This window comes from Gloeocapsopsis sp. IPPAS B-1203, assembly GCF_002749975.1.
Lineage (GTDB): Bacteria > Cyanobacteriota > Cyanobacteriia > Cyanobacteriales > Chroococcidiopsidaceae > Gloeocapsopsis.
The window spans coordinates 284,930-302,425 of the sequence record NZ_PEIG01000001.1 but is presented as its reverse complement, the minus strand read 5'-3'; the positions used below and the strand labels follow the sequence as shown (position 1 = coordinate 302,425).

The 17,496-nt window shown below is 42.3% G+C and carries 15 protein-coding genes; 11 read left to right on the top strand and 4 right to left on the bottom strand.

Going from position 1 to position 17,496, the window contains the following annotated elements:
* Positions 1 to 20 precede the first annotated feature (20 nt).
* Both CSQ79_RS01450 and CSQ79_RS01445 read right to left on the bottom strand, forming a co-directional pair.
* Positions 21 to 1,157 carry a type IV pilus twitching motility protein PilT gene (locus CSQ79_RS01450; RefSeq protein ID WP_099699426.1) on the bottom strand — a complete coding sequence of 379 codons (1,137 nt, stop codon included), beginning with the start codon at positions 1,155 to 1,157 and terminating at the stop codon, positions 21 to 23.
* Positions 1,158 to 1,213: 56 nt separating this feature from the next.
* Entirely contained in the window at positions 1,214 to 3,214 is a 2,001-nt protein-coding gene (locus CSQ79_RS01445; protein WP_099699425.1) for a GspE/PulE family protein, read from the bottom strand.
* Between the two features lie 248 nt (positions 3,215 to 3,462).
* On the opposite strand from CSQ79_RS01445, the gene grpE reads away from it, so the two are divergent.
* From grpE to gshB, 7 genes are all read left to right on the top strand, one after another.
* Positions 3,463 to 4,149 carry a nucleotide exchange factor GrpE gene (grpE, locus tag CSQ79_RS01440; RefSeq protein ID WP_099699424.1) on the top strand — a complete coding sequence of 229 codons (687 nt, stop codon included), beginning with the start codon at positions 3,463 to 3,465 and terminating at the stop codon, positions 4,147 to 4,149.
* Positions 4,150 to 4,366: 217 nt separating this feature from the next.
* Positions 4,367 to 6,343 (top strand): molecular chaperone DnaK, encoded by a 1,977-nt coding sequence (dnaK, locus tag CSQ79_RS01435; protein ID WP_099699423.1) that lies wholly within the window; start codon positions 4,367 to 4,369, stop codon positions 6,341 to 6,343.
* Positions 6,344 to 6,454: 111 nt separating this feature from the next.
* Positions 6,455 to 7,585 (top strand): molecular chaperone DnaJ, encoded by a 1,131-nt coding sequence (gene dnaJ / locus CSQ79_RS01430; RefSeq protein WP_099699422.1) that lies wholly within the window; start codon positions 6,455 to 6,457, stop codon positions 7,583 to 7,585.
* On the top strand, positions 7,582 to 7,839 hold the full coding sequence (locus tag CSQ79_RS01425) for a sulfurtransferase TusA family protein (RefSeq protein ID WP_099699421.1): 258 nt from the start codon (positions 7,582 to 7,584) through the stop codon (positions 7,837 to 7,839). Before dnaJ ends, CSQ79_RS01425 begins: the two co-directional genes overlap by 4 nt.
* Before the next feature lie 126 nt (positions 7,840 to 7,965).
* Positions 7,966 to 9,066, top strand: a complete 1,101-nt coding sequence (gene rsgA, locus CSQ79_RS01420) for a small ribosomal subunit biogenesis GTPase RsgA (RefSeq protein WP_099699420.1) — start codon at positions 7,966 to 7,968, stop codon at positions 9,064 to 9,066.
* Positions 9,067 to 9,286: 220 nt separating this feature from the next.
* Positions 9,287 to 9,547, top strand: a complete 261-nt coding sequence (grxC, locus tag CSQ79_RS01415) for a glutaredoxin 3 (protein WP_099699419.1) — start codon at positions 9,287 to 9,289, stop codon at positions 9,545 to 9,547.
* Positions 9,548 to 9,555: 8 nt separating this feature from the next.
* Positions 9,556 to 10,518, top strand: a complete 963-nt coding sequence (gene gshB, locus CSQ79_RS01410; RefSeq protein ID WP_099699418.1) for a glutathione synthase — start codon at positions 9,556 to 9,558, stop codon at positions 10,516 to 10,518.
* A gap of 33 nt (positions 10,519 to 10,551) precedes the next feature.
* Here the strand turns inward: gshB and ftsZ are convergent, their stop codons facing one another.
* Complete coding sequence (ftsZ, locus tag CSQ79_RS01405; protein WP_099699763.1) at positions 10,552 to 11,820, bottom strand: cell division protein FtsZ; 1,269 nt, start codon at positions 11,818 to 11,820, stop codon at positions 10,552 to 10,554.
* A 1,013-nt stretch (positions 11,821 to 12,833) separates the two neighbouring features.
* Positions 12,834 to 13,643, bottom strand: coding sequence for a cell division protein FtsQ/DivIB (locus tag CSQ79_RS01400; RefSeq protein ID WP_099699417.1), 810 nt, complete (start codon positions 13,641 to 13,643; stop codon positions 12,834 to 12,836).
* Between the two features lie 464 nt (positions 13,644 to 14,107).
* Between CSQ79_RS01400 and aroC the strand changes: the two genes are divergently transcribed.
* The 4 genes from aroC to CSQ79_RS01380 all read left to right on the top strand — a co-directional run bounded on the left by aroC (position 14,108) and on the right by CSQ79_RS01380 (position 17,489).
* Positions 14,108 to 15,196 carry a chorismate synthase gene (gene aroC / locus CSQ79_RS01395; protein ID WP_099699416.1) on the top strand — a complete coding sequence of 363 codons (1,089 nt, stop codon included), beginning with the start codon at positions 14,108 to 14,110 and terminating at the stop codon, positions 15,194 to 15,196.
* A gap of 119 nt (positions 15,197 to 15,315) precedes the next feature.
* Positions 15,316 to 16,143 (top strand): CPBP family intramembrane glutamic endopeptidase, encoded by an 828-nt coding sequence (locus CSQ79_RS01390; protein ID WP_289500214.1) that lies wholly within the window; start codon positions 15,316 to 15,318, stop codon positions 16,141 to 16,143.
* Positions 16,144 to 16,256: 113 nt separating this feature from the next.
* Positions 16,257 to 17,168, top strand: coding sequence for an alpha/beta fold hydrolase (locus tag CSQ79_RS01385; RefSeq protein ID WP_099699414.1), 912 nt, complete (start codon positions 16,257 to 16,259; stop codon positions 17,166 to 17,168).
* A 66-nt stretch (positions 17,169 to 17,234) separates the two neighbouring features.
* On the top strand, positions 17,235 to 17,489 hold the full coding sequence (locus CSQ79_RS01380) for a SemiSWEET transporter (RefSeq protein WP_099699413.1): 255 nt from the start codon (positions 17,235 to 17,237) through the stop codon (positions 17,487 to 17,489).
* Positions 17,490 to 17,496 lie beyond the last annotated feature (7 nt).

The following is a 17,496-nucleotide window of genomic DNA, read 5'->3' as shown; positions in this document are numbered from 1 at the left end:
ACTTAATAAAAAGCAAAAAATTAATTTACTAGTACTGATCTACCCAAACCTGGTTTAGCTGGTGTTGCATGAGCTGCAGGTATACTACCACCGATGAGACGTTGAAGCTCGTCAGGCTTAGAAGTTTTGGACATTGCAGCTTCGAGTGAGATAGTTCCTGCTTTATACAAGTCAGAAAGAACTTTTTCTAGAGTTTGCATTCCTAGTTTTGCGCCTGTTTGAATTGCCGAGTAGATTTGAGAAGTTTTGCCTTCGCGAATCAAGTTAGCGATCGCTGGAGTCACGATCATAATTTCCTGTGCCATGACTCTGCCAAATTCAGTTGGTTTAGGATTTTTACGCGGTACAAGTGTTTGGCTAAATACAGCAACAAGTGAGTTTGATAACTGTACGCGGATTTGCTGTTGTTGTTCTGGCGAAAACACATCTACCATCCGGTCAACTGTTTGTGCTGCCGAACTTGTATGCAATGTACCAAATACCAAGTGACCTGTTTCTGCCGCAGAAATTGCCAGCGAAATTGTTTCTAGGTCGCGCATTTCACCAACTAGGATCACATCAGGATCTTCCCTTAATGCTGCGCGTAGTGCGTTAGCAAAGCTTTTCGTATCTTCTCCGATTTGACGCTGGTGAATTAAGCTTTGAATGGGTTCATAAACAAATTCAATCGGGTCTTCAATCGTTAAGATGTGTTCTGAGCGCGTCATATTGATGTTATTAATCATCGACGCCAATGTTGTTGATTTACCAGAACCAGTAGGACCTGTAACTAGAACTAATCCTCTAGGTTTTTCGGAAATTTCCCGTACAATATCTGGTAGTTTCAAAGCATCCATGCTGGGAATTTGGGAAGATAGTGCTCGCAAACAAGCTGCATAAGTTCCGCGATCTTTATAGACATTGACACGAAAGCGAGCTAATCCTCGCACACCATAAGAGCAATCCAGTTCCCAGTTTTGTTCTAAGTGCTTGCGCTGCGTGTTATTCAACATCGTAAAAATTAAACGCTGGCATTGCTCCGCTGTAAGTGGTTCATAATCAGTCGGAGTCAGCTTGCCACTAATGCGGATATAAGGCGGTAAGCCAGTTGAAATATGTAAGTCAGAACCACCACAAGCAACAACTTGCTCCATGAGGTCTTCAATCATATATTCCATAGAATTTATCTCCTGATGTTTAAGTAGGGCACTAATTGCTAATCATTAATGGCTGTTTAATCTTGAAAACGTGGCGTCATGCAGTAGGGACATTCTAACCACTCTGGTTGTAGCTCCGCGCTACAAGTTTGACATTCTAAAGAACTCTTTCGTTTCGCTTTAAGTTCCGCCTCCAAGCCAGAATCAGTAAATGTGACACGTTCAACTTCTTCGAGTGTGGTCTGCCCTCGACGTACCAAGTCAAGGCTGTAAGATAGCAAGGTTTTCATACCATCTTCTACTGCAACTTCTTTAATGCGTTCGGTTGGCGCACCTTCAGTAATTAAATTTTGCAGCCGTTGGTTAATGCGCATCACCTCATACACGCCACAACGTCCTTTGTAGCCAACACCGCTACACTCTGGACAAAGTTCGCCTTGACTGCGGGCAGTGGCAATTTCTTCAGGCTGTAAAGCCTTTGCTTTGTAAAAAGTCACGCCATTGTCTTGCGAACTTGTTAAACCAAAGCGTGCTAACTCTGTAGAAGAAGGTGAATAGGGGATGCGACACGCTGAACAAACGCGTCTAACTAAACGCTGAGCAACAACACCAAGTAACGCACCTGATACCATAAAAGGCTCAACACCCATTTCATCCAAGCGGGCGATCGCACCTGCAGCATCATTCGTATGGAGTGTTGTTAAGACTAAATGTCCGGTTAGTGCCGCTTCAATTGCTGTTTTAGCAGTTTCTCTGTCTCGTGTCTCACCGACAAGAATCACATCAGGATCTTGCCGCAGAAAAGACCGCAAAATTGAGGCAAAATCCATACCTTTGTCACGAATTACCTGGACTTGAGTAATTCCTGGTAAAGAATATTCAATTGGATCTTCGGCTGTGCTGATATTGACCCCTGGCTCATTACGTTCTGCCAAGACAGAATATAAGGTTGTTGATTTTCCCGAACCTGTTGGTCCTGTCACTAACAGTAATCCAAAAGGACGACTTGCCATTTCACGGACAATCTCTAAACTTTCCTCGTCGCTAATCAGTTTGTCTAAACCAAGTTGAGTCGCTGAGTTATCTAAAATTCGCAAAACAACTTTCTCACCATAACGACTTGGTAAAGTACTCACGCGAAAGTCTACTTTACGTCCTTCAAAGACTCGTCGAATACGTCCGTCTTGGGGCATCCGCCGCTCAGCAATATCCAGTTCTGAAATAATTTTGAATCGAGCAACAACAGCCGGCACAATCTTTTTCGGTAGTGGCTCAAATGCTTGACGTAAAACTCCATCTTTACGAAAGCGAATTCGTAAATGTTCTTCTTGCGGTTCAATGTGAATATCCGAAACTTTTTCTTGCAAGGCTTTGACAAGAATTTTATTGACTAAAGCAATAACAGGTGCGGCCTCAGCATTTTGAATAGCAGCACCTAAATCTGCTTCAATTTCATCATTGGCATTTTGTAAATCAAAGCCCTCTAAGCCTTCGATCTCAGATTGAACATCAACTGATTTTTGAATGTCTCGCTGTTTTTGCTGTTCAACTTGTGCGTCGAGGTATTTGGAAAGCAACTGTTGGAAGTCTTCTTGCGTCATCACCATACGTTGCAATCCCAATCCTTTGGCACGGAGAATTCGACTCAAATAATCTTGAGCCTCTAGATGATCGGGATCGACCATCGCCACTAATACTGAAGGAGGGTCAGGATTTTGAGACAAAGGAATTAATTGAAAACGGCGGCAAATCTCAACCGGGATGAGCGTGTCGATCAAATTTGCGACTTGATTAGGGGCAATTTGATTGAGCTGAGGATCGATAAATTCAACGCCATAAACAATTTTGAGTTCAAAGAGTTGCTGCTTTTTATAAAACCTCAGTAAGTCAGGTGGGAGTTGACGTCCAGTTAGTGACTCTAATACTTCTGTTATGGGTCTTTTAGATTTACGACTTTCACTCAGAGCTTGCTGCATCTGTTCATTACTGACATACCCCGACTCAATCACTTTATTGCCGAAAGGAGAAAAGTCATTTTTGACGATCAGGGCACGCCGCTGTGAGGGGGAGTAAGTCATACATGAGTCGTGAGAGTTTCCGTAATCAAGTATTCCCAAAAAATTTGGCAAAGTTACTATGCAGCTTAAGGAATTAGAGAGGCGGGTAGTAGGGTAGTAAAGAGCAACAATCATCAAATCTCTCCCCTACTCCCCTAAAAAATTGTGGTGGGTTTTGCGACTTAGAGTGTAATTAGTGCATCCTAGAAAAGGTACGGTGAAACAAGTAACTATTTAACGTAGTTTCGAGTATCTAAGATTGGTGCATAATGGTTGACGAGGACAAACAAACAGAAATCTCAGAACAAGAGAGTAACACCTCAGCTGAAACAATGAATTTGAATGATAACTCCGAGGTAAATGCTCAAGTAGTATCAGCAAGCTCACCAGATGAAATAACGGGTGAGGAAAACGCTGCTACGGCTGCTGTTGATCAAGGACATCCAGAATTAGCTGAATTAACAGCGCAGGTAGAATCGCTCAAATCGCAGTTGGAGGAACGCACCTCTCAATACATAAGGATTGGGGCAGATTTCGAAAATTTCCGCAAGCGGACACAAAAAGAAAAAGAAGAAATTGAGCAGAAAATCAAGCGGGACACAATTACAGAGCTATTGCCTGTAGTTGACAACTTTGAGCGGGCACGATCGCAGATCAAGCCACAAACCGATGCGGAAATGACCATTCATAAAAGCTACCAAAGCGTTTATAAGCAAATGGTAGACACTTTAAAACGGTTGGGTGTTTCCGCAATGCGTTCAGAAGGAAGTCCTTTTGATCCGAACTTTCATGAAGCTGTAATGCGTGAACCTACGGATGAACATCCAGAAGGAACAGTGTTAGAAGAGTTAGTTCGGGGATATTTCTTAGGCGATCGCGTTTTACGTCATGCTTTGGTGAAAGTATCTGCGGCTCCCGAACCAGGAGAAACGTCAGAACCGAACCTAACTGAGTAAACCAAATCACATTGGCAATAACCTATAAGTAGGTGGGCAAATTAGAAAATATACACTTCCTTTGTGGGTAATGGGTAATGGGTAGTAGATATTCTTATCCAATTACCAATGACCGGTTACCAATTTTCACCCGTTTACTTATTTCGATGCCTTAGATGCTATAAATATCCCAGAAATGGCACAAACTATGTTCTAATTGCACTTACGACCAGAAAGCATGGGAAAAGTCATTGGCATCGACTTAGGCACCACGAATAGTTGTGTTGCCATCTTAGAGGGTGGTCAACCAATGGTTATTGCCAATTCTGAAGGAGGAAGAACAACCCCTAGTGTTGTGGGGTTTGGTAAGGGAAGCGATCACCTGGTTGGGCAACTCGCTAAGCGGCAACTCGTTACTAATGCGGAAAATACAATTTACAGTATCAAGCGATTTATTGGGCGTCGCTGGGACGATACTACTGCAGAACGCCAGCGAGTTTCTTACAAGTGCATTCAAGGGCGAGACAATACAGTTGATGTCCAAATCCGCGATCGCACCTACACTCCTCAGGAAATTTCGGCAATGATTTTGCGCAAGCTCAAACAAGATGCTGAAAGTCTTCTTGGTGAAGCGATCGTCCAAGCAGTTATTACAGTGCCAGCTTACTTTACAGATGCCCAACGTCAAGCTACCAAAGATGCTGGCACGATTGCTGGAATGGAAGTATTGCGCATTATCAACGAACCCACAGCAGCAGCCTTAGCTTACGGCTTGGATAAGCTAGAACAAGAGCAAAAAATTCTCGTGTTCGATCTTGGTGGTGGGACATTTGATGTTTCTATCCTGCAACTTGGAGACGGCGTATTTGAAGTCAAAGCAACTGCTGGTAACAACCAACTTGGCGGCGACGACTTTGATAACTGCATTGTTAGCTGGATGATTGCCTGTTTCCAAGAACAAGAAAACATTGACTTAGCTATAGACAAAATGGCACTGCAGCGACTACGGGAAGCAGCCGAAAAAGCCAAAATAGAACTGTCTAGCCTGGGTACTACGACAATTAATCTACCGTTCATCACGGCTGATTCAACTGGACCAAAGCATTTAGAAATGGAACTCACCCGCGCTAAATTTGAAGACTTGGTGAACCATCTGATTGCTGCGACAATCAAACCTATGAGTCAGGCATTAAAAGATTGCAGTTTACAGCCAGCAGATATTGACCGGATTATCCTGGTTGGTGGCTCAACACGCATTCCTGCAGTAACGAACGCTGTCCAAAAGTTCTTTAACGGCAAAGCCCCAGAACGTTCAGTCAATCCAGATGAAGCAGTAGCCTTAGGTGCTGCTATTCAAGGTGGAGTGTTAGGAGGCGAAGTTGAAGACGTTCTGCTACTCGATGTCACTCCACTTTCGCTAGGAATTGAGACGCTAGGAGAAGTCTTTACAAAAGTTATTGAGCGGAATACGACAATTCCAACCAGTAAATCACAAGTGTTTTCTACTGCAACTGATGGTCAATCGTCTGTGGAAATTCACGTCCTTCAAGGAGAACGCCCATTAGCAAAAGATAATAAAAGCCTTGGCAAGTTTCTCCTAACCGGAATTCCTCCCGCTCCTCGGGGAGTACCTCAAATTGAAGTATCGTTTGAAATTGATGTCAATGGCATTCTCAAAGTTTTAGCTCAAGACAAAGGTACGGGGCGCGAGCAAAGTATTAGTATTACAAATACTGGTGGTTTAAGTGCTGCCGAGATAGAAAGAATGCGTCAAGAGGCAGAAATCTACGCTGAGCAAGACAAAAAGCGTGTAGAAATGATTGCTCTACGCAACCAAGCAGAGGATTTGCTGTACACTTACGAATCAACTCTAAAAGACAACGAGCATTTGATCAGCGATCGCCTAAAACTTGAAGTCAGTCAAAAAGCCGCAGAGCTACGTTCTGTTTTTGGGGAGCAAACTACCTCAGTAGCAGAAGTCAAGCAAATCTTAAATAACTTCCAACAAACCCTGCTGTCAATTGGTACAGATGTTTACAAAAATGTTGACGAAGAACAAAACCAATCGGTTCAAGCAGCAGAAGTTGGCACTCCAAGCGAAAGCAAGCTTGAATCGCACTCAGGTACCGTAGAGAATGCTACGGTTGCAGAAGAATACAATTTTGATTTTGATGAAGATTACACAGTCACAGCTGATTATGAAGCAATTGAGTAACAACTATCAGTTCCTCTTAAAGTTGTAGTATGGGAATAATGACTAATGACTTAATTGTCAATTTAAAATTAAGAATTGTATAACTACTAACCTCGAGCAAAGCAGCGCTTTATGGCCCGCGACTATTACGAAATTTTAGGTGTTTCTCGTGACGCCGACAAAGAAGAAATCAAGCGCGCCTACCGGCGATTAGCCCGGAAGTATCACCCTGACGTGAACAAAGAATCCGGAGCTGAAGAGCGCTTTAAAGAAATCAATCGGGCTTACGAAGTGCTTTCTGAGCCGGAAACACGCGCTCGTTACGATCGCTTTGGTGAAGCTGGAGTCGCTGGTGGAGTTGGAGTCGGAGGATTCCAAGACATGGGTGACATGGGCGGTTTTGCCGATTTGTTTGAAAGCTTCTTCAGCGGTTTTTCTGGTGCAGGGCAACAAGCGCGATCTCGACGCAGCGGTCCTGTACGCGGTGACGATTTGCGCTTAGATCTCAAGCTAGAGTTTCGCGAAGCCGTTTTTGGTGGTGAAAAAGAAATCCGCATTTCGCACTTAGAAACATGTGAAGTTTGTAGCGGTTCAGGTGCGAAGCCTGGAACTCGACCGCGCACTTGTTCAACGTGTAGTGGTTCCGGTCAAGTACGGCGCGTGACACGTACACCTTTTGGCAGTTTTACCCAAGTATCGACTTGTCCTACATGTAATGGGACAGGACAAATGATTGAAGAAAAGTGCGATGCTTGTGAAGGTAACGGCGTACGACAAGTTACAAAGAAGCTGAAAATAACAATTCCTGCTGGAGTTGATAACGGAACGCGGTTGCGAATCTCTAGCGAAGGCGATGCAGGGCAGCGTAATGGTCCTCCAGGAGATTTGTACGTTTATTTGTTTGTCAACGAAGATGCAGAATTTCGACGCGAAGGCATCAATGTCCTATCAGAAATTAAGATTAGCTATCTCCAAGCAATCCTAGGATGTCGGATACAAGTAAACACCGTGGATGGGCCACAAGAGTTGTTAGTACCAGCAGGAACACAACCTAACACGGTAATTACTCTTGAGAATCATGGTGTCCCACGTCTAGGTAATCCGGTAAGTCGTGGAGACCATCTCATTACAATTTTGATCGACATTCCGACAAAGATTACTACTGAAGAAAGAGAATTACTAGAAAAATTAGCTAAAATTAAGGGCGATCGCACAGGTAAAGGTGGTCTAGAAGGATTTTTGGGAAATCTGTTCCAGCGATGAATCAAACGGCATCTCAACCTCACGCACAACTCGATTTGCGTGGTACTCCCTGTCCACTCAACTTTGTGCGGACAAAACTGCGCTTGGAAAAAATGTCTCCAGGGTCGCGACTAGAAGTTTGGTTAGACCCTGGAGAACCCATTGAGCAGGTTCCCGATAGCTTAATGATGGCAGGTTATTCAGTTGAACAAATCACTGAATGTAATGGCTACTTTGCCTTAATAGTCCAACGCCCAGGTGATGCAAATGCGTAAGGGGTCAGAGGACGCGCTTAGCGCAGACTTACGGTTCAGAGATCGGATGTCAGGAATGAAGTTCTACATGGAGTACAATTTTGCCCTCACGGGAATATATCTCTGGCGACGCTTGATGATTATTGCATGAGTCAGGAAGCTACTAGCACGGCAGATGTACCATTAATGGGTACAGTACTAGCAGTTCAAGCTAACTACTATCAAGTTCGCCTCAACCCCTCGCTCCTCGCCCCACTCTCCGAGAAGGGCAAAGCCCTACGCTCCTCACCCCTCCTTTTATGTACGCGGCGAGCGCGACTTAAGAAGTTAGGACAGCAAGTTATGGTTGGCGATCGCGTGGAAATTGTTGAACCAGATTGGGCAGGTGGTAGAGGTGCGATCGCAAGTGTTTTACCACGTAAGTCTCAATTAGATCGTCCGCCAGTTGCCAATGCTGAGCAAATTCTTTTGGTTTTCGCTTTAGAAGAACCACCACTAGACCCTTACCAACTGAGCCGCTTTTTGGTTAAAGCTGAATCTACAGGATTGGATGTTCGTTTGTGTTTGAATAAAAGCGATTTATTGACAATCGAACAACAGCAACAATGGCACAATCGCTTAGAACAGTGGGGCTATCAACCTGTGTTCGTCAGTGTGCGTCAGGGAAATGGTATTTCTGAAGTTAGAAATCTTCTCAAACTACGAATTTCAGCAATGGCTGGACCTTCAGGTGTAGGAAAATCAAGTTTAATTAATGCTTTGGTTCCGACAGTTAACCTACGTACCAGTGAAGTTTCTGGTAAGCTTAGTCGCGGACGTCATACAACGCGCCATGTAGAACTTTTTACCTTACCTGATGGTGGATTACTGGCAGATACTCCTGGTTTCAATCAACCAGATTTGAATTATCACCCACACGAGTTAGTCAATTTCTTTCCTGAAGCACGACAGCGGCTAACCCAACAAACTTGTCAATTTAGTGATTGTTTGCATCGCGATGAGCCAAATTGTGCTGTGCGAGGTGATTGGGAGCGATACGAGCATTATTTAGCTTTTCTCGAAGACGCGATCGCACATCAAGAACAGATCGATCAACAAGCCGATCCTGAATCAAGTTTGAAGCTGAAAACGAAGCGCGGTAGAAGACAATACGAACCAAAGTTAGAAACGAAATACCGACGGCATTCACGACGAACTCAACATCAAGCATTACAAGAGTTGTATCAAGAAGCCGATGAGCTGCAGTAGTTTAGAAGAGGTCGAGAGTCAGGTGAAAGCTGTATGAATTTGTCATTCGTAATTGATATTTTGTAGAGAGGAGGAAACTTGCATAACGTCTCTTCTATTCTGAAATCAAGCCTTTTCAATCAACCGTTCTTCGCATACCGCATCAGCCAGAGTTTAAAATAAAGTTTAAGAATTATTGCTTAGTAGTTTTTTGTTCTTATTGTCATTCTCTCAATAGCTTATGAATCCCAACATTGAAATTTACACCTGGAGTAGATGCCCTTTTTGTATTCGTGCCAAGGCTTTACTCAAAGAAAAAGGTGTTGAATTCGCAGAATACGTAATTGATGGGGATGAGGCAGCGCGATCGCTCATGGCAAAACGCGCCCATGATAGACGTTCTGTCCCCCAGATTTTCATCAATGACAATCATATCGGTGGCTGTGACGATTTGTACGAATTGGAACTTCAAGGCAAGCTCGATCAATTGCTAACAGCGTAAAAAAAGCTATGAAACTTGCCTTTATTATCGATCCTATTACACGTCTCGATCCAGGACATGATACTAGCGTAGCCTTGATGGAAGCCGCACAAGCATTAGGTCATTCTGTTTGGATAACTCAAGCGAATCTTCTCAGTGTCGTAGCCGGCAAAGCTTGGGCTATGTTGGAACGAGTCGAGCTAAAGCCTGTGGAACTCGTACAAGGACGATGGGTAGTAAAAACTCCTTGGTTTGAATTGAGCGATCGCACTTTTGCGCCCTTAGACAGTATGGATGCGGTCTTTATGCGTACCGATCCCCCTGTAACGGCTTCCTACCTCTATGCTACGTACATTTTAGACTATATCGATCCTGCCAAAACCTTTGTTATCAATGATCCCCAAGGAATTAGGGCAGCAAATGAAAAGATGTATGCCCTGCAATTTACCAAATGGATTCCAGAAACAATCGTCAGTTCTGATAAACAAACAATTTACGAGTTTGTTGAAAAACAAGGCGCAGCCATTCTTAAACCTTTAGGAAATAAAGCTGGAGAAGGAATTCTCTATTTGGAAGCAGGCGATCGCAATTTTAACTCAATGGTTGAGTTAAGTACTTTGCAAGGAAGTGTCCCAGTGATGGTGCAGACTTACTTAGCGGCTGCCAAAGAAGGAGATAAGAGAATTATTCTTTTGGATGGTAAACCTATTGGTGCACTCAATCGACTTTCTTCAGGTAATGAATTTCGCAATAATATGGCAGCAGGTGGTACTGTTGCGCAAATCGATATTACTGAGCGAGAGCAGCAGATGTGTGCCGATATCGCCAGAAGACTGCATCAAGATGGTTTGTATTTTGTGGGAATTGATGTCATTGGTGGTTATCTTACCGAAGTTAATGTGACAAGTCCAACGGGTATCAGAGAAATTGATCGGTTAGAAGGTACTCGTTTAGGCGAACAGGCTATTCGGTGGATAGAAGCAAGACTATAGGCGTAGACGTCGATAAATCGTCTACGCTTTTTCCTAAGAGCGAGGATTCCGTCTTCTCTGGAGAAACTCAGGGATATCTAAACCTGGTTTTTCTACAGTTTCTATCTCAATAGCAGGAGGAGAGGAATTGGTTGGTGCTGCTTGTTGTGGCTTTGAAATAACTTTTACATTAGATAGTGGCTCTGCAGCAGCTTCTGTAGTAAATCCTGTAGCAATTACTGTAATTCGGATCTCACCTTGTAGCCTTTCGTCAATTACTGCACCAAAAATAATGTTGGCGTTGGGGTCTACTACTTCATATATTGTTTCAGCAGCAGCATTGACTTCATGTAAAGTCAAATCATGACCGCCAGTAATATTGAAAACAACACCCTTAGCACCTTCAATGGAAGATTCGAGAAGAGGAGAGGAAATCGCAGTATTTGCTGCTTCTCTGGCACGAGATTTACCGGAACCAATACCAATACCCATTAATGCTGAACCTGCATCTGCCATAATTGCGCGGACATCTGCAAAGTCAACGTTAACTAATCCTGGAATAGTAATAATGTCAGAAATTCCTTGCACACCTTGACGCAGGATGTCATCAGCTATCCGGAAAGCTTCTTGTACAGGTGTTTGCTCAGAAATCACAGATAGCAATTTGTCATTGGGGATCACAATGAGCGTATCGACTCGACTTTGGAGTGCCTCAATACCTTGTTCAGCTTGTGAGGTGCGTCGCCGTCCTTCAAACATAAATGGACGAGTAATGACTCCTACTGTCAATGCACCTAATTCTTTGGCAACTTCTGCAACGATTGGTGCTGCACCCGTACCTGTACCGCCACCCATACCCGCAGTGATAAAAACGAGATCAGCATTTTCTAAAGCCGCAGCAATTTCTTCACGCGATTCTTCAGCTGCTTTTTGACCGATCGCCGGATTACCACCTGCACCAAGTCCACGTGTCAACTTCTGTCCAATTTGCAACCGACGAGTTGCTGAGGTGTTTGTTAAAGCTTGAGCATCTGTATTGATTGACCAGAATTCAATACCACTGACCTCACTAGCAATCATGCGGTTAACTGCATTGCCACCGCCGCCACCAACTCCAATAACTTTGATATTAGCAACTCGACCTGGTACAATACCGTCCATTTGGTCGTCATGCTCAGGCATTCCTTTGGAATCATAATTTTGCCCAAAGTGAATTCCGGAAGAGTTGAAGGGATTATTAGAGTTGACACTCAGCGAGTAACCTGACTGTCCTGGAGATTGTGAGCTTTTCTCAGTTGGCTCTCTTTTACTGTTAAGCACCATTGGCATGAACAAGGTTATATAAACAACTTTTTATCTGATTTGGCTTAGAGTCTACTATAGGTTGACCTTCTTTGACTCTACAATTGCTCTTCGGTATGAGTGTAAGTTTCACTCTAACGTTAGGAAATTACCACTGGCATTGACTTAAATAGAGTGAATCAGGTAATAGATTAGTGTCGTTTTTCTTAAAGTTTAAAGGATTTAATTGGTGCTCGTACACAGTAAGTTGCTTTTGTTGAGATGATCGCGTAAGCGTAGTGCTGATCTCGATAGTCGTCCTAATAGACTTTATAATATGAGGTCTGTTAGCAAATAGCAAACTTGATTGCCTAAGAGCATGCATCAGCACATTAAGTTTTGGCAATTGATTTTGCTGAACGTAATTAATAGAGTTAATAACAGATTTCACGCTTGACTGTTTATTCTTCACAAAGTGTAGCTCCTACAGTTTGGATGCGACGTTCGCCTTAATATATGTATTTCTTAAGCTATATTCATTAAATTCGCATTAAGATAGCAATGTTTTTATTGGGTTTTTAGCAATATCTTGTCATGCAATCAGTCAATCTTTGAAACATCTCTTGCTTGTGTTAATGTGTGCTTTGCATTCTTTGATACAAAGACTTTTGCTCACTTTTTATTGTTAACTAACCAATTAGTAAGCCTTCTTTCTAAGGGAACATCTACACTATACTCTCAGCCTATAAACCTGAAAAATACATAAACGCATCTGAGCTATCTTAGTCATTGGCATAGAACTACTTCATTTTATTTTGAACAATTTTTAATTGTACTGACAATTTTGTTAATCGCAAAACTCTTACGGGAATTGCTATATACTATTTCCAAAAGATTTAGTGATACAAACTTGAAAGTTGTACTCAGCGAGAAATCGCAAAGGATATTTTGATTTTTATCAAAAAAAACTCATCACTGTTCAAAAAAAAATAAAGAAGATCTCTTGACAATATGACACCAAAGTTAACCCTATAGCGTATCAGGATTAACTATTTTTACTGGTTCATTTGTACTGCTGGAGTTTCCGGATTAGAGAGATCAATGTAAGCAATTTGACTAGAATTTAGTTGTTGAGGAAATTGCCGCATTTGATCGAGGACTTGTAGTTGTTGAGTTAATCTCGAACTATATGCACCAAGATGTACAATACCTAATTCGGTTTTGAGAATAATATTGGTTGGATCTTGGCAGTCAATCTCAGATATTTTAACTGGGCTACGGCTAACACTTTGATATACTGAAGACCAGTAAGAATGATATCGTTCCCAGGGACCAATAACTTTTAATTGAGGCAGTTTTAGATTTGTAGATTGAGCAGCATAGGTTTGAAAAGGAATCCATATCCCATTGGCATCTACAAAACCCATGTTAGCTTGCGTATCTGTTGTAACAGCTTGAGGTGGTCTAATGTAGGCGATCGCCACAGGAATTCTTTCTGTAATGACCACTCGTAGCCCTGGGGGAAACAATTCGCGTGTTACAGTCGCATCAGCAATCGTTGGTTGAGACTCTAAAGAGTTTGCGATCGCTTCAGGCTGAATCCGCAGCAACGACTGCGGATAAGATACTGGTAGTAATGACTTAATTGCGGGTGTTGCTAGAAGTTGGTTCCCTTCAATTGTGACTTGGCTAGGCTCTTGTAGTACCCAAATAGGTTGAGTCGTTGCCCAAACTAAACCACCCAACATGCCACCTACTGCTAAGGTTTGCCATGCAGCTTGTAACATTTTGAGGCGTCTGTGAGTCCGCAACTTTTTTCGTCTTTGCTCTAAGTCTGAGCGTGAAACTGATTCTATGCTGGTCATCCTAATCTAATAGCAGATGTTTTACAAAAAAGTAACTTAGTTTGTCTTAGCTTGCTCATACCATGCTTGGATATTTTAGAGCTTGTCTGAGGCTGTGCAAAGTTAGCAGTAGGACTGACGTACTGTACAAAAAACAAAGTATTGACCAACACTGACGATGTGATTGACATGATTATTATGCATTGAGTACCACTCTTATGGCAGTTAGGTGTAGAGTGGCTACAGTGGAACTACTGAAGTTTATTTGCGATCGCGACTAATTATTCAGTAATTTTGCTGAATTAAGCATTAATACCTAAGTCTGAGAAACGAACCAGGATACAGCAGCCCGTAAAATGTCCCTATATCGTAAATGCTGGGGGGAATGTTTAAACTGTGTATCTCCTCAACAGCAAGATGCTTAGAGCAAGCAGTAGAATCTTGATATCTTTAAGTTTAATTAATACATTATTGACCCCAATACTATGGGTAATACTTTTGGGCACTTATTTCGGGTAACAACTTTTGGCGAATCTCACGGTGGTGGCGTTGGAGTAGTGATTGATGGCTGTCCACCGCGCTTAGAAATTTCTACTGAAGACATTCAACAAGAACTAGATCGCAGGCGTCCAGGTCAAAGTAAAATTACAACGCCACGTAAAGAAGCAGATACCTGCGAGATCTTATCAGGGGTATTTGAAGGAAAAACTTTAGGAACTCCGATCGCAATCTTGGTACGCAACAAAGATACTCGTCCGCAAGACTATGATGAAATGGCACAAAAATATCGTCCCTCACATGCGGATGCGACTTATGATGCCAAATATGGCATTCGGAACTGGCAAGGTGGAGGAAGATCTTCTGCCCGCGAGACAATTGGGAGAGTTGCAGCAGGGGCGATCGCCAAAAAAATTCTGTTTGCAGTTGCTGGTGTCGAAGTTATTGGCTATGTCAAACGAATTAAAGATTTAGAAGGCATCATCGATCCCAACACTGTCACCAGCGCCCAAGTTGAAAGCAATATTGTCCGCTGTCCTGATGCTGAATGTGCTGAACGCATGATTGAACACATTGAACAAATTGGACGACAGGGAGATTCTATTGGTGGTGTTGTTGAATGTGTTGCGCGCAATGTTCCTAAAGGTTTAGGAGAACCTGTTTTTGACAAACTAGAAGCCGATATTGCTAAAGGTGTCATGTCCTTACCAGCTTCTAAAGGTTTTGAAATTGGTTCTGGTTTTGCTGGAACTTTACTCACTGGTAGCGAACACAATGATGAATTCTACACCGACGATCGCGGGGAAGTTCGTACTATAACAAATCGTTCAGGAGGGATTCAGGGAGGAATTTCTAATGGGGAAAACATTGTTTTGCGGGTAGCGTTTAAACCGACCGCGACAATTCGTAAGGAACAGCGTACGGTTAACCGTGCAGGAGAAGAAACTTTGTTAGCTGCTAAAGGAAGACACGATCCGTGTGTGTTACCGCGTGCTGTACCGATGGTAGAGGCAATGGTTGCTTTGGTGCTATGCGATCATCTATTGCGACAGCAAGGGCAGTGTGGAGTGTTATAGCGATCGCTAGAATTTAAAATTAAGTCATAATAACCAAAATTGCCATTGAACTTATCATGCTCATAAACATCAAAAAGGTTTTCTTATTTGTTTTTTTAATCTTTTTGTGCAGCTATCTTTTGGTAATAGTTTATCTGGCATTAGGAGGCAAGTGGATTTTCCCAGGGTCTTTGATTATCACCTTGCTTTATATGTTTGTTCCGATGTTTGTTACTGTTGTCATTCATCGTTTATATCGAGAACCGTGGACAAAGTTAGGAATTTCTTGGCAGTTGAATTGGTGGTTTTTAGTAGCATGGCTACTTCCTCCAATTAGCGCCATTGCTGCTTTAGGAATTAGTTTACTTTTTCCTGATGTTGAATACACTGCAGAAATGCCAAAGCTGTTTGAGCAACTAAAATCTCTAGTTCCTCCTGCACAATTAAAGCAAATTCAAAATGAGGTAGCTGCTGCTCCCATGACTTTTGTAGTAGTTGGTATACTTCAAGGTTTAATTGCAGGTTTGAGTGTTAATGCGATCGCAGCTTTTGGTGAAGAATTAGGCTGGAGAGGATTTCTGCAAAAAGAACTCAATGGCATAGGCTTTTGGAAAGCATCGGTTTTTATTGGTCTTATTTGGGGAATATGGCACGCTCCTATCATTCTTCAAGGTCATAATTACCCTCAACATCCAGTTATTGGTGTCTTCATGATGACGCTTTTTACCGTGTTGTTATCACCGATTTATAGTTACATCAGAATCAAAGCAAAATCTGTCGTTGCTGCTGCTATCCTGCATGGCACTATGAATGGTACAGCAGGATTGTCTACCTTAGTCATTCAAGGAGGAAATGACTTAACTGTTGGATTAACTGGATTAGCAGGTTTTATAACTCTGGTAATTATTATTATTGGCTTGGTTGTTTATGACTATTTCAAAGCACAAGAACCTATCTTACACAGATAACAAAGAGTGATTTTTGTTGCTTGATAGGTTAGGTAAATACGAAAAAGTGAAACCACGCAAGTATTAGAAAGATAGTTAGTATAGCACTGAGCTATAGTTTAAGTTCAGGCAGAATGGTCACTGGTAAACCAAATTTTATTCTCTACGCACAACACGGATGGGCTGATACCGGTAAGGCGATCGCATCACTAGCAAATCGTTTGGCAACTCCGAAAACACTCATCATTGCCCCTAGCTTGGGCTTTGTTAATACTTGGTTACGGATAGAACCTTTAATTGAAGCAGTCGAAAAAATTGCTATTGAAACAAATTCGCGGTATCCAGACACCCCTATCCGCATTATTGGTCATTCAATGGGAGGATTAATCTGGCTAGAAGTTCTTAATCGTCATCCCGAATGGTGGTCGCGAGTTGAATCATTAGTTCTTGTTGCATCGCCTGTAGGAGGTGCAGATCTAGCAAGAATGTTTGATCCCCTGAGTTTGGGAGTTGGTATTGCAGGCGACTTGGGCAAAAATCGTCGCGGAATAGCTGCAGCGATCGCCAAAGAAATTCCTACATTAATCATTGCTGGAGATTTTGATAATGGTAGTGATGGCACGATTCCGATAGGTTCAACAAAATTTCGCAATGCCCAGTTTGTCCTACTGCCTCGCTTAGCTCACGCAATTATGCGTCACCATTCTGAGGTAGCAACTGTTATTAAAGATTTTTGGGCTAGCGAAAAAATACTTACTAGTATTCCCGATCCTGATATAACTGACTTACTCATTGATCGTTTACAACTCATTTCCGGTATCACAGACGCACACCATCGAGACTTTACCAAAGCCCAAGTGTGCTTCACCTTAGACAACGGTGTTTCTATTTGCACGTGGAAAAACTCATTAGGAATAGATCACGTTTTCGTCAGTTGTCCAGAAGGCAAATGTCTTTACAGTGGCTTTGTCGGCTGGTTACACTCAGAAAACTTACGCCAAACAATTCAAGAAATCGCACAAGAATTTACTAAAAAAACATCTTAAATAACCTTCGTCCAGTTTCTGTATTTTCTGTAACTAGTATTTGCTCAATTCTTATCTAACAACTGCATGGATTCCGTTACAATTTTAGGACTTATAGCCGGAACATTAACAACAATTGCTTTCTTACCACAGTTATTTAAAACCTGGCAATCAAAATCAGCCAAAGATGTTTCTTTGGGGATGTTAATGATATTTTCAACAGGTGTATTTCTGTGGTTAATTTATGGAATTTACCTGCAAGCTTTACCTATTATTCTTGCTAACTTAATTACACTCATTTTCAACTTAATAATTCTAGGGCTTAAAATAAGATATAGATGACTCAATA

Coding starts and splice junctions, on each gene's coding strand:
- ftsZ (WP_099699763.1), bottom strand. CDS start 11,820: ATGGTGCTTAACAGTAAAAGAGAGCCAACTGAGAAAAGCTCACAATCT.
- CSQ79_RS01380 (WP_099699413.1), top strand. CDS start 17,235: ATGGATTCCGTTACAATTTTAGGACTTATAGCCGGAACATTAACAACA.
- CSQ79_RS01445 (WP_099699425.1), bottom strand. CDS start 3,214: ATGACTTACTCCCCCTCACAGCGGCGTGCCCTGATCGTCAAAAATGAC.
- gshB (WP_099699418.1), top strand. CDS start 9,556: ATGAAACTTGCCTTTATTATCGATCCTATTACACGTCTCGATCCAGGA.
- dnaJ (WP_099699422.1), top strand. CDS start 6,455: ATGGCCCGCGACTATTACGAAATTTTAGGTGTTTCTCGTGACGCCGAC.
- dnaK (WP_099699423.1), top strand. CDS start 4,367: ATGGGAAAAGTCATTGGCATCGACTTAGGCACCACGAATAGTTGTGTT.
- CSQ79_RS01400 (WP_099699417.1), bottom strand. CDS start 13,643: ATGACCAGCATAGAATCAGTTTCACGCTCAGACTTAGAGCAAAGACGA.
- aroC (WP_099699416.1), top strand. CDS start 14,108: ATGGGTAATACTTTTGGGCACTTATTTCGGGTAACAACTTTTGGCGAA.
- CSQ79_RS01425 (WP_099699421.1), top strand. CDS start 7,582: ATGAATCAAACGGCATCTCAACCTCACGCACAACTCGATTTGCGTGGT.
- CSQ79_RS01450 (WP_099699426.1), bottom strand. CDS start 1,157: ATGGAATATATGATTGAAGACCTCATGGAGCAAGTTGTTGCTTGTGGT.
- rsgA (WP_099699420.1), top strand. CDS start 7,966: ATGAGTCAGGAAGCTACTAGCACGGCAGATGTACCATTAATGGGTACA.
- CSQ79_RS01385 (WP_099699414.1), top strand. CDS start 16,257: ATGGTCACTGGTAAACCAAATTTTATTCTCTACGCACAACACGGATGG.
- grpE (WP_099699424.1), top strand. CDS start 3,463: ATGGTTGACGAGGACAAACAAACAGAAATCTCAGAACAAGAGAGTAAC.
- grxC (WP_099699419.1), top strand. CDS start 9,287: ATGAATCCCAACATTGAAATTTACACCTGGAGTAGATGCCCTTTTTGT.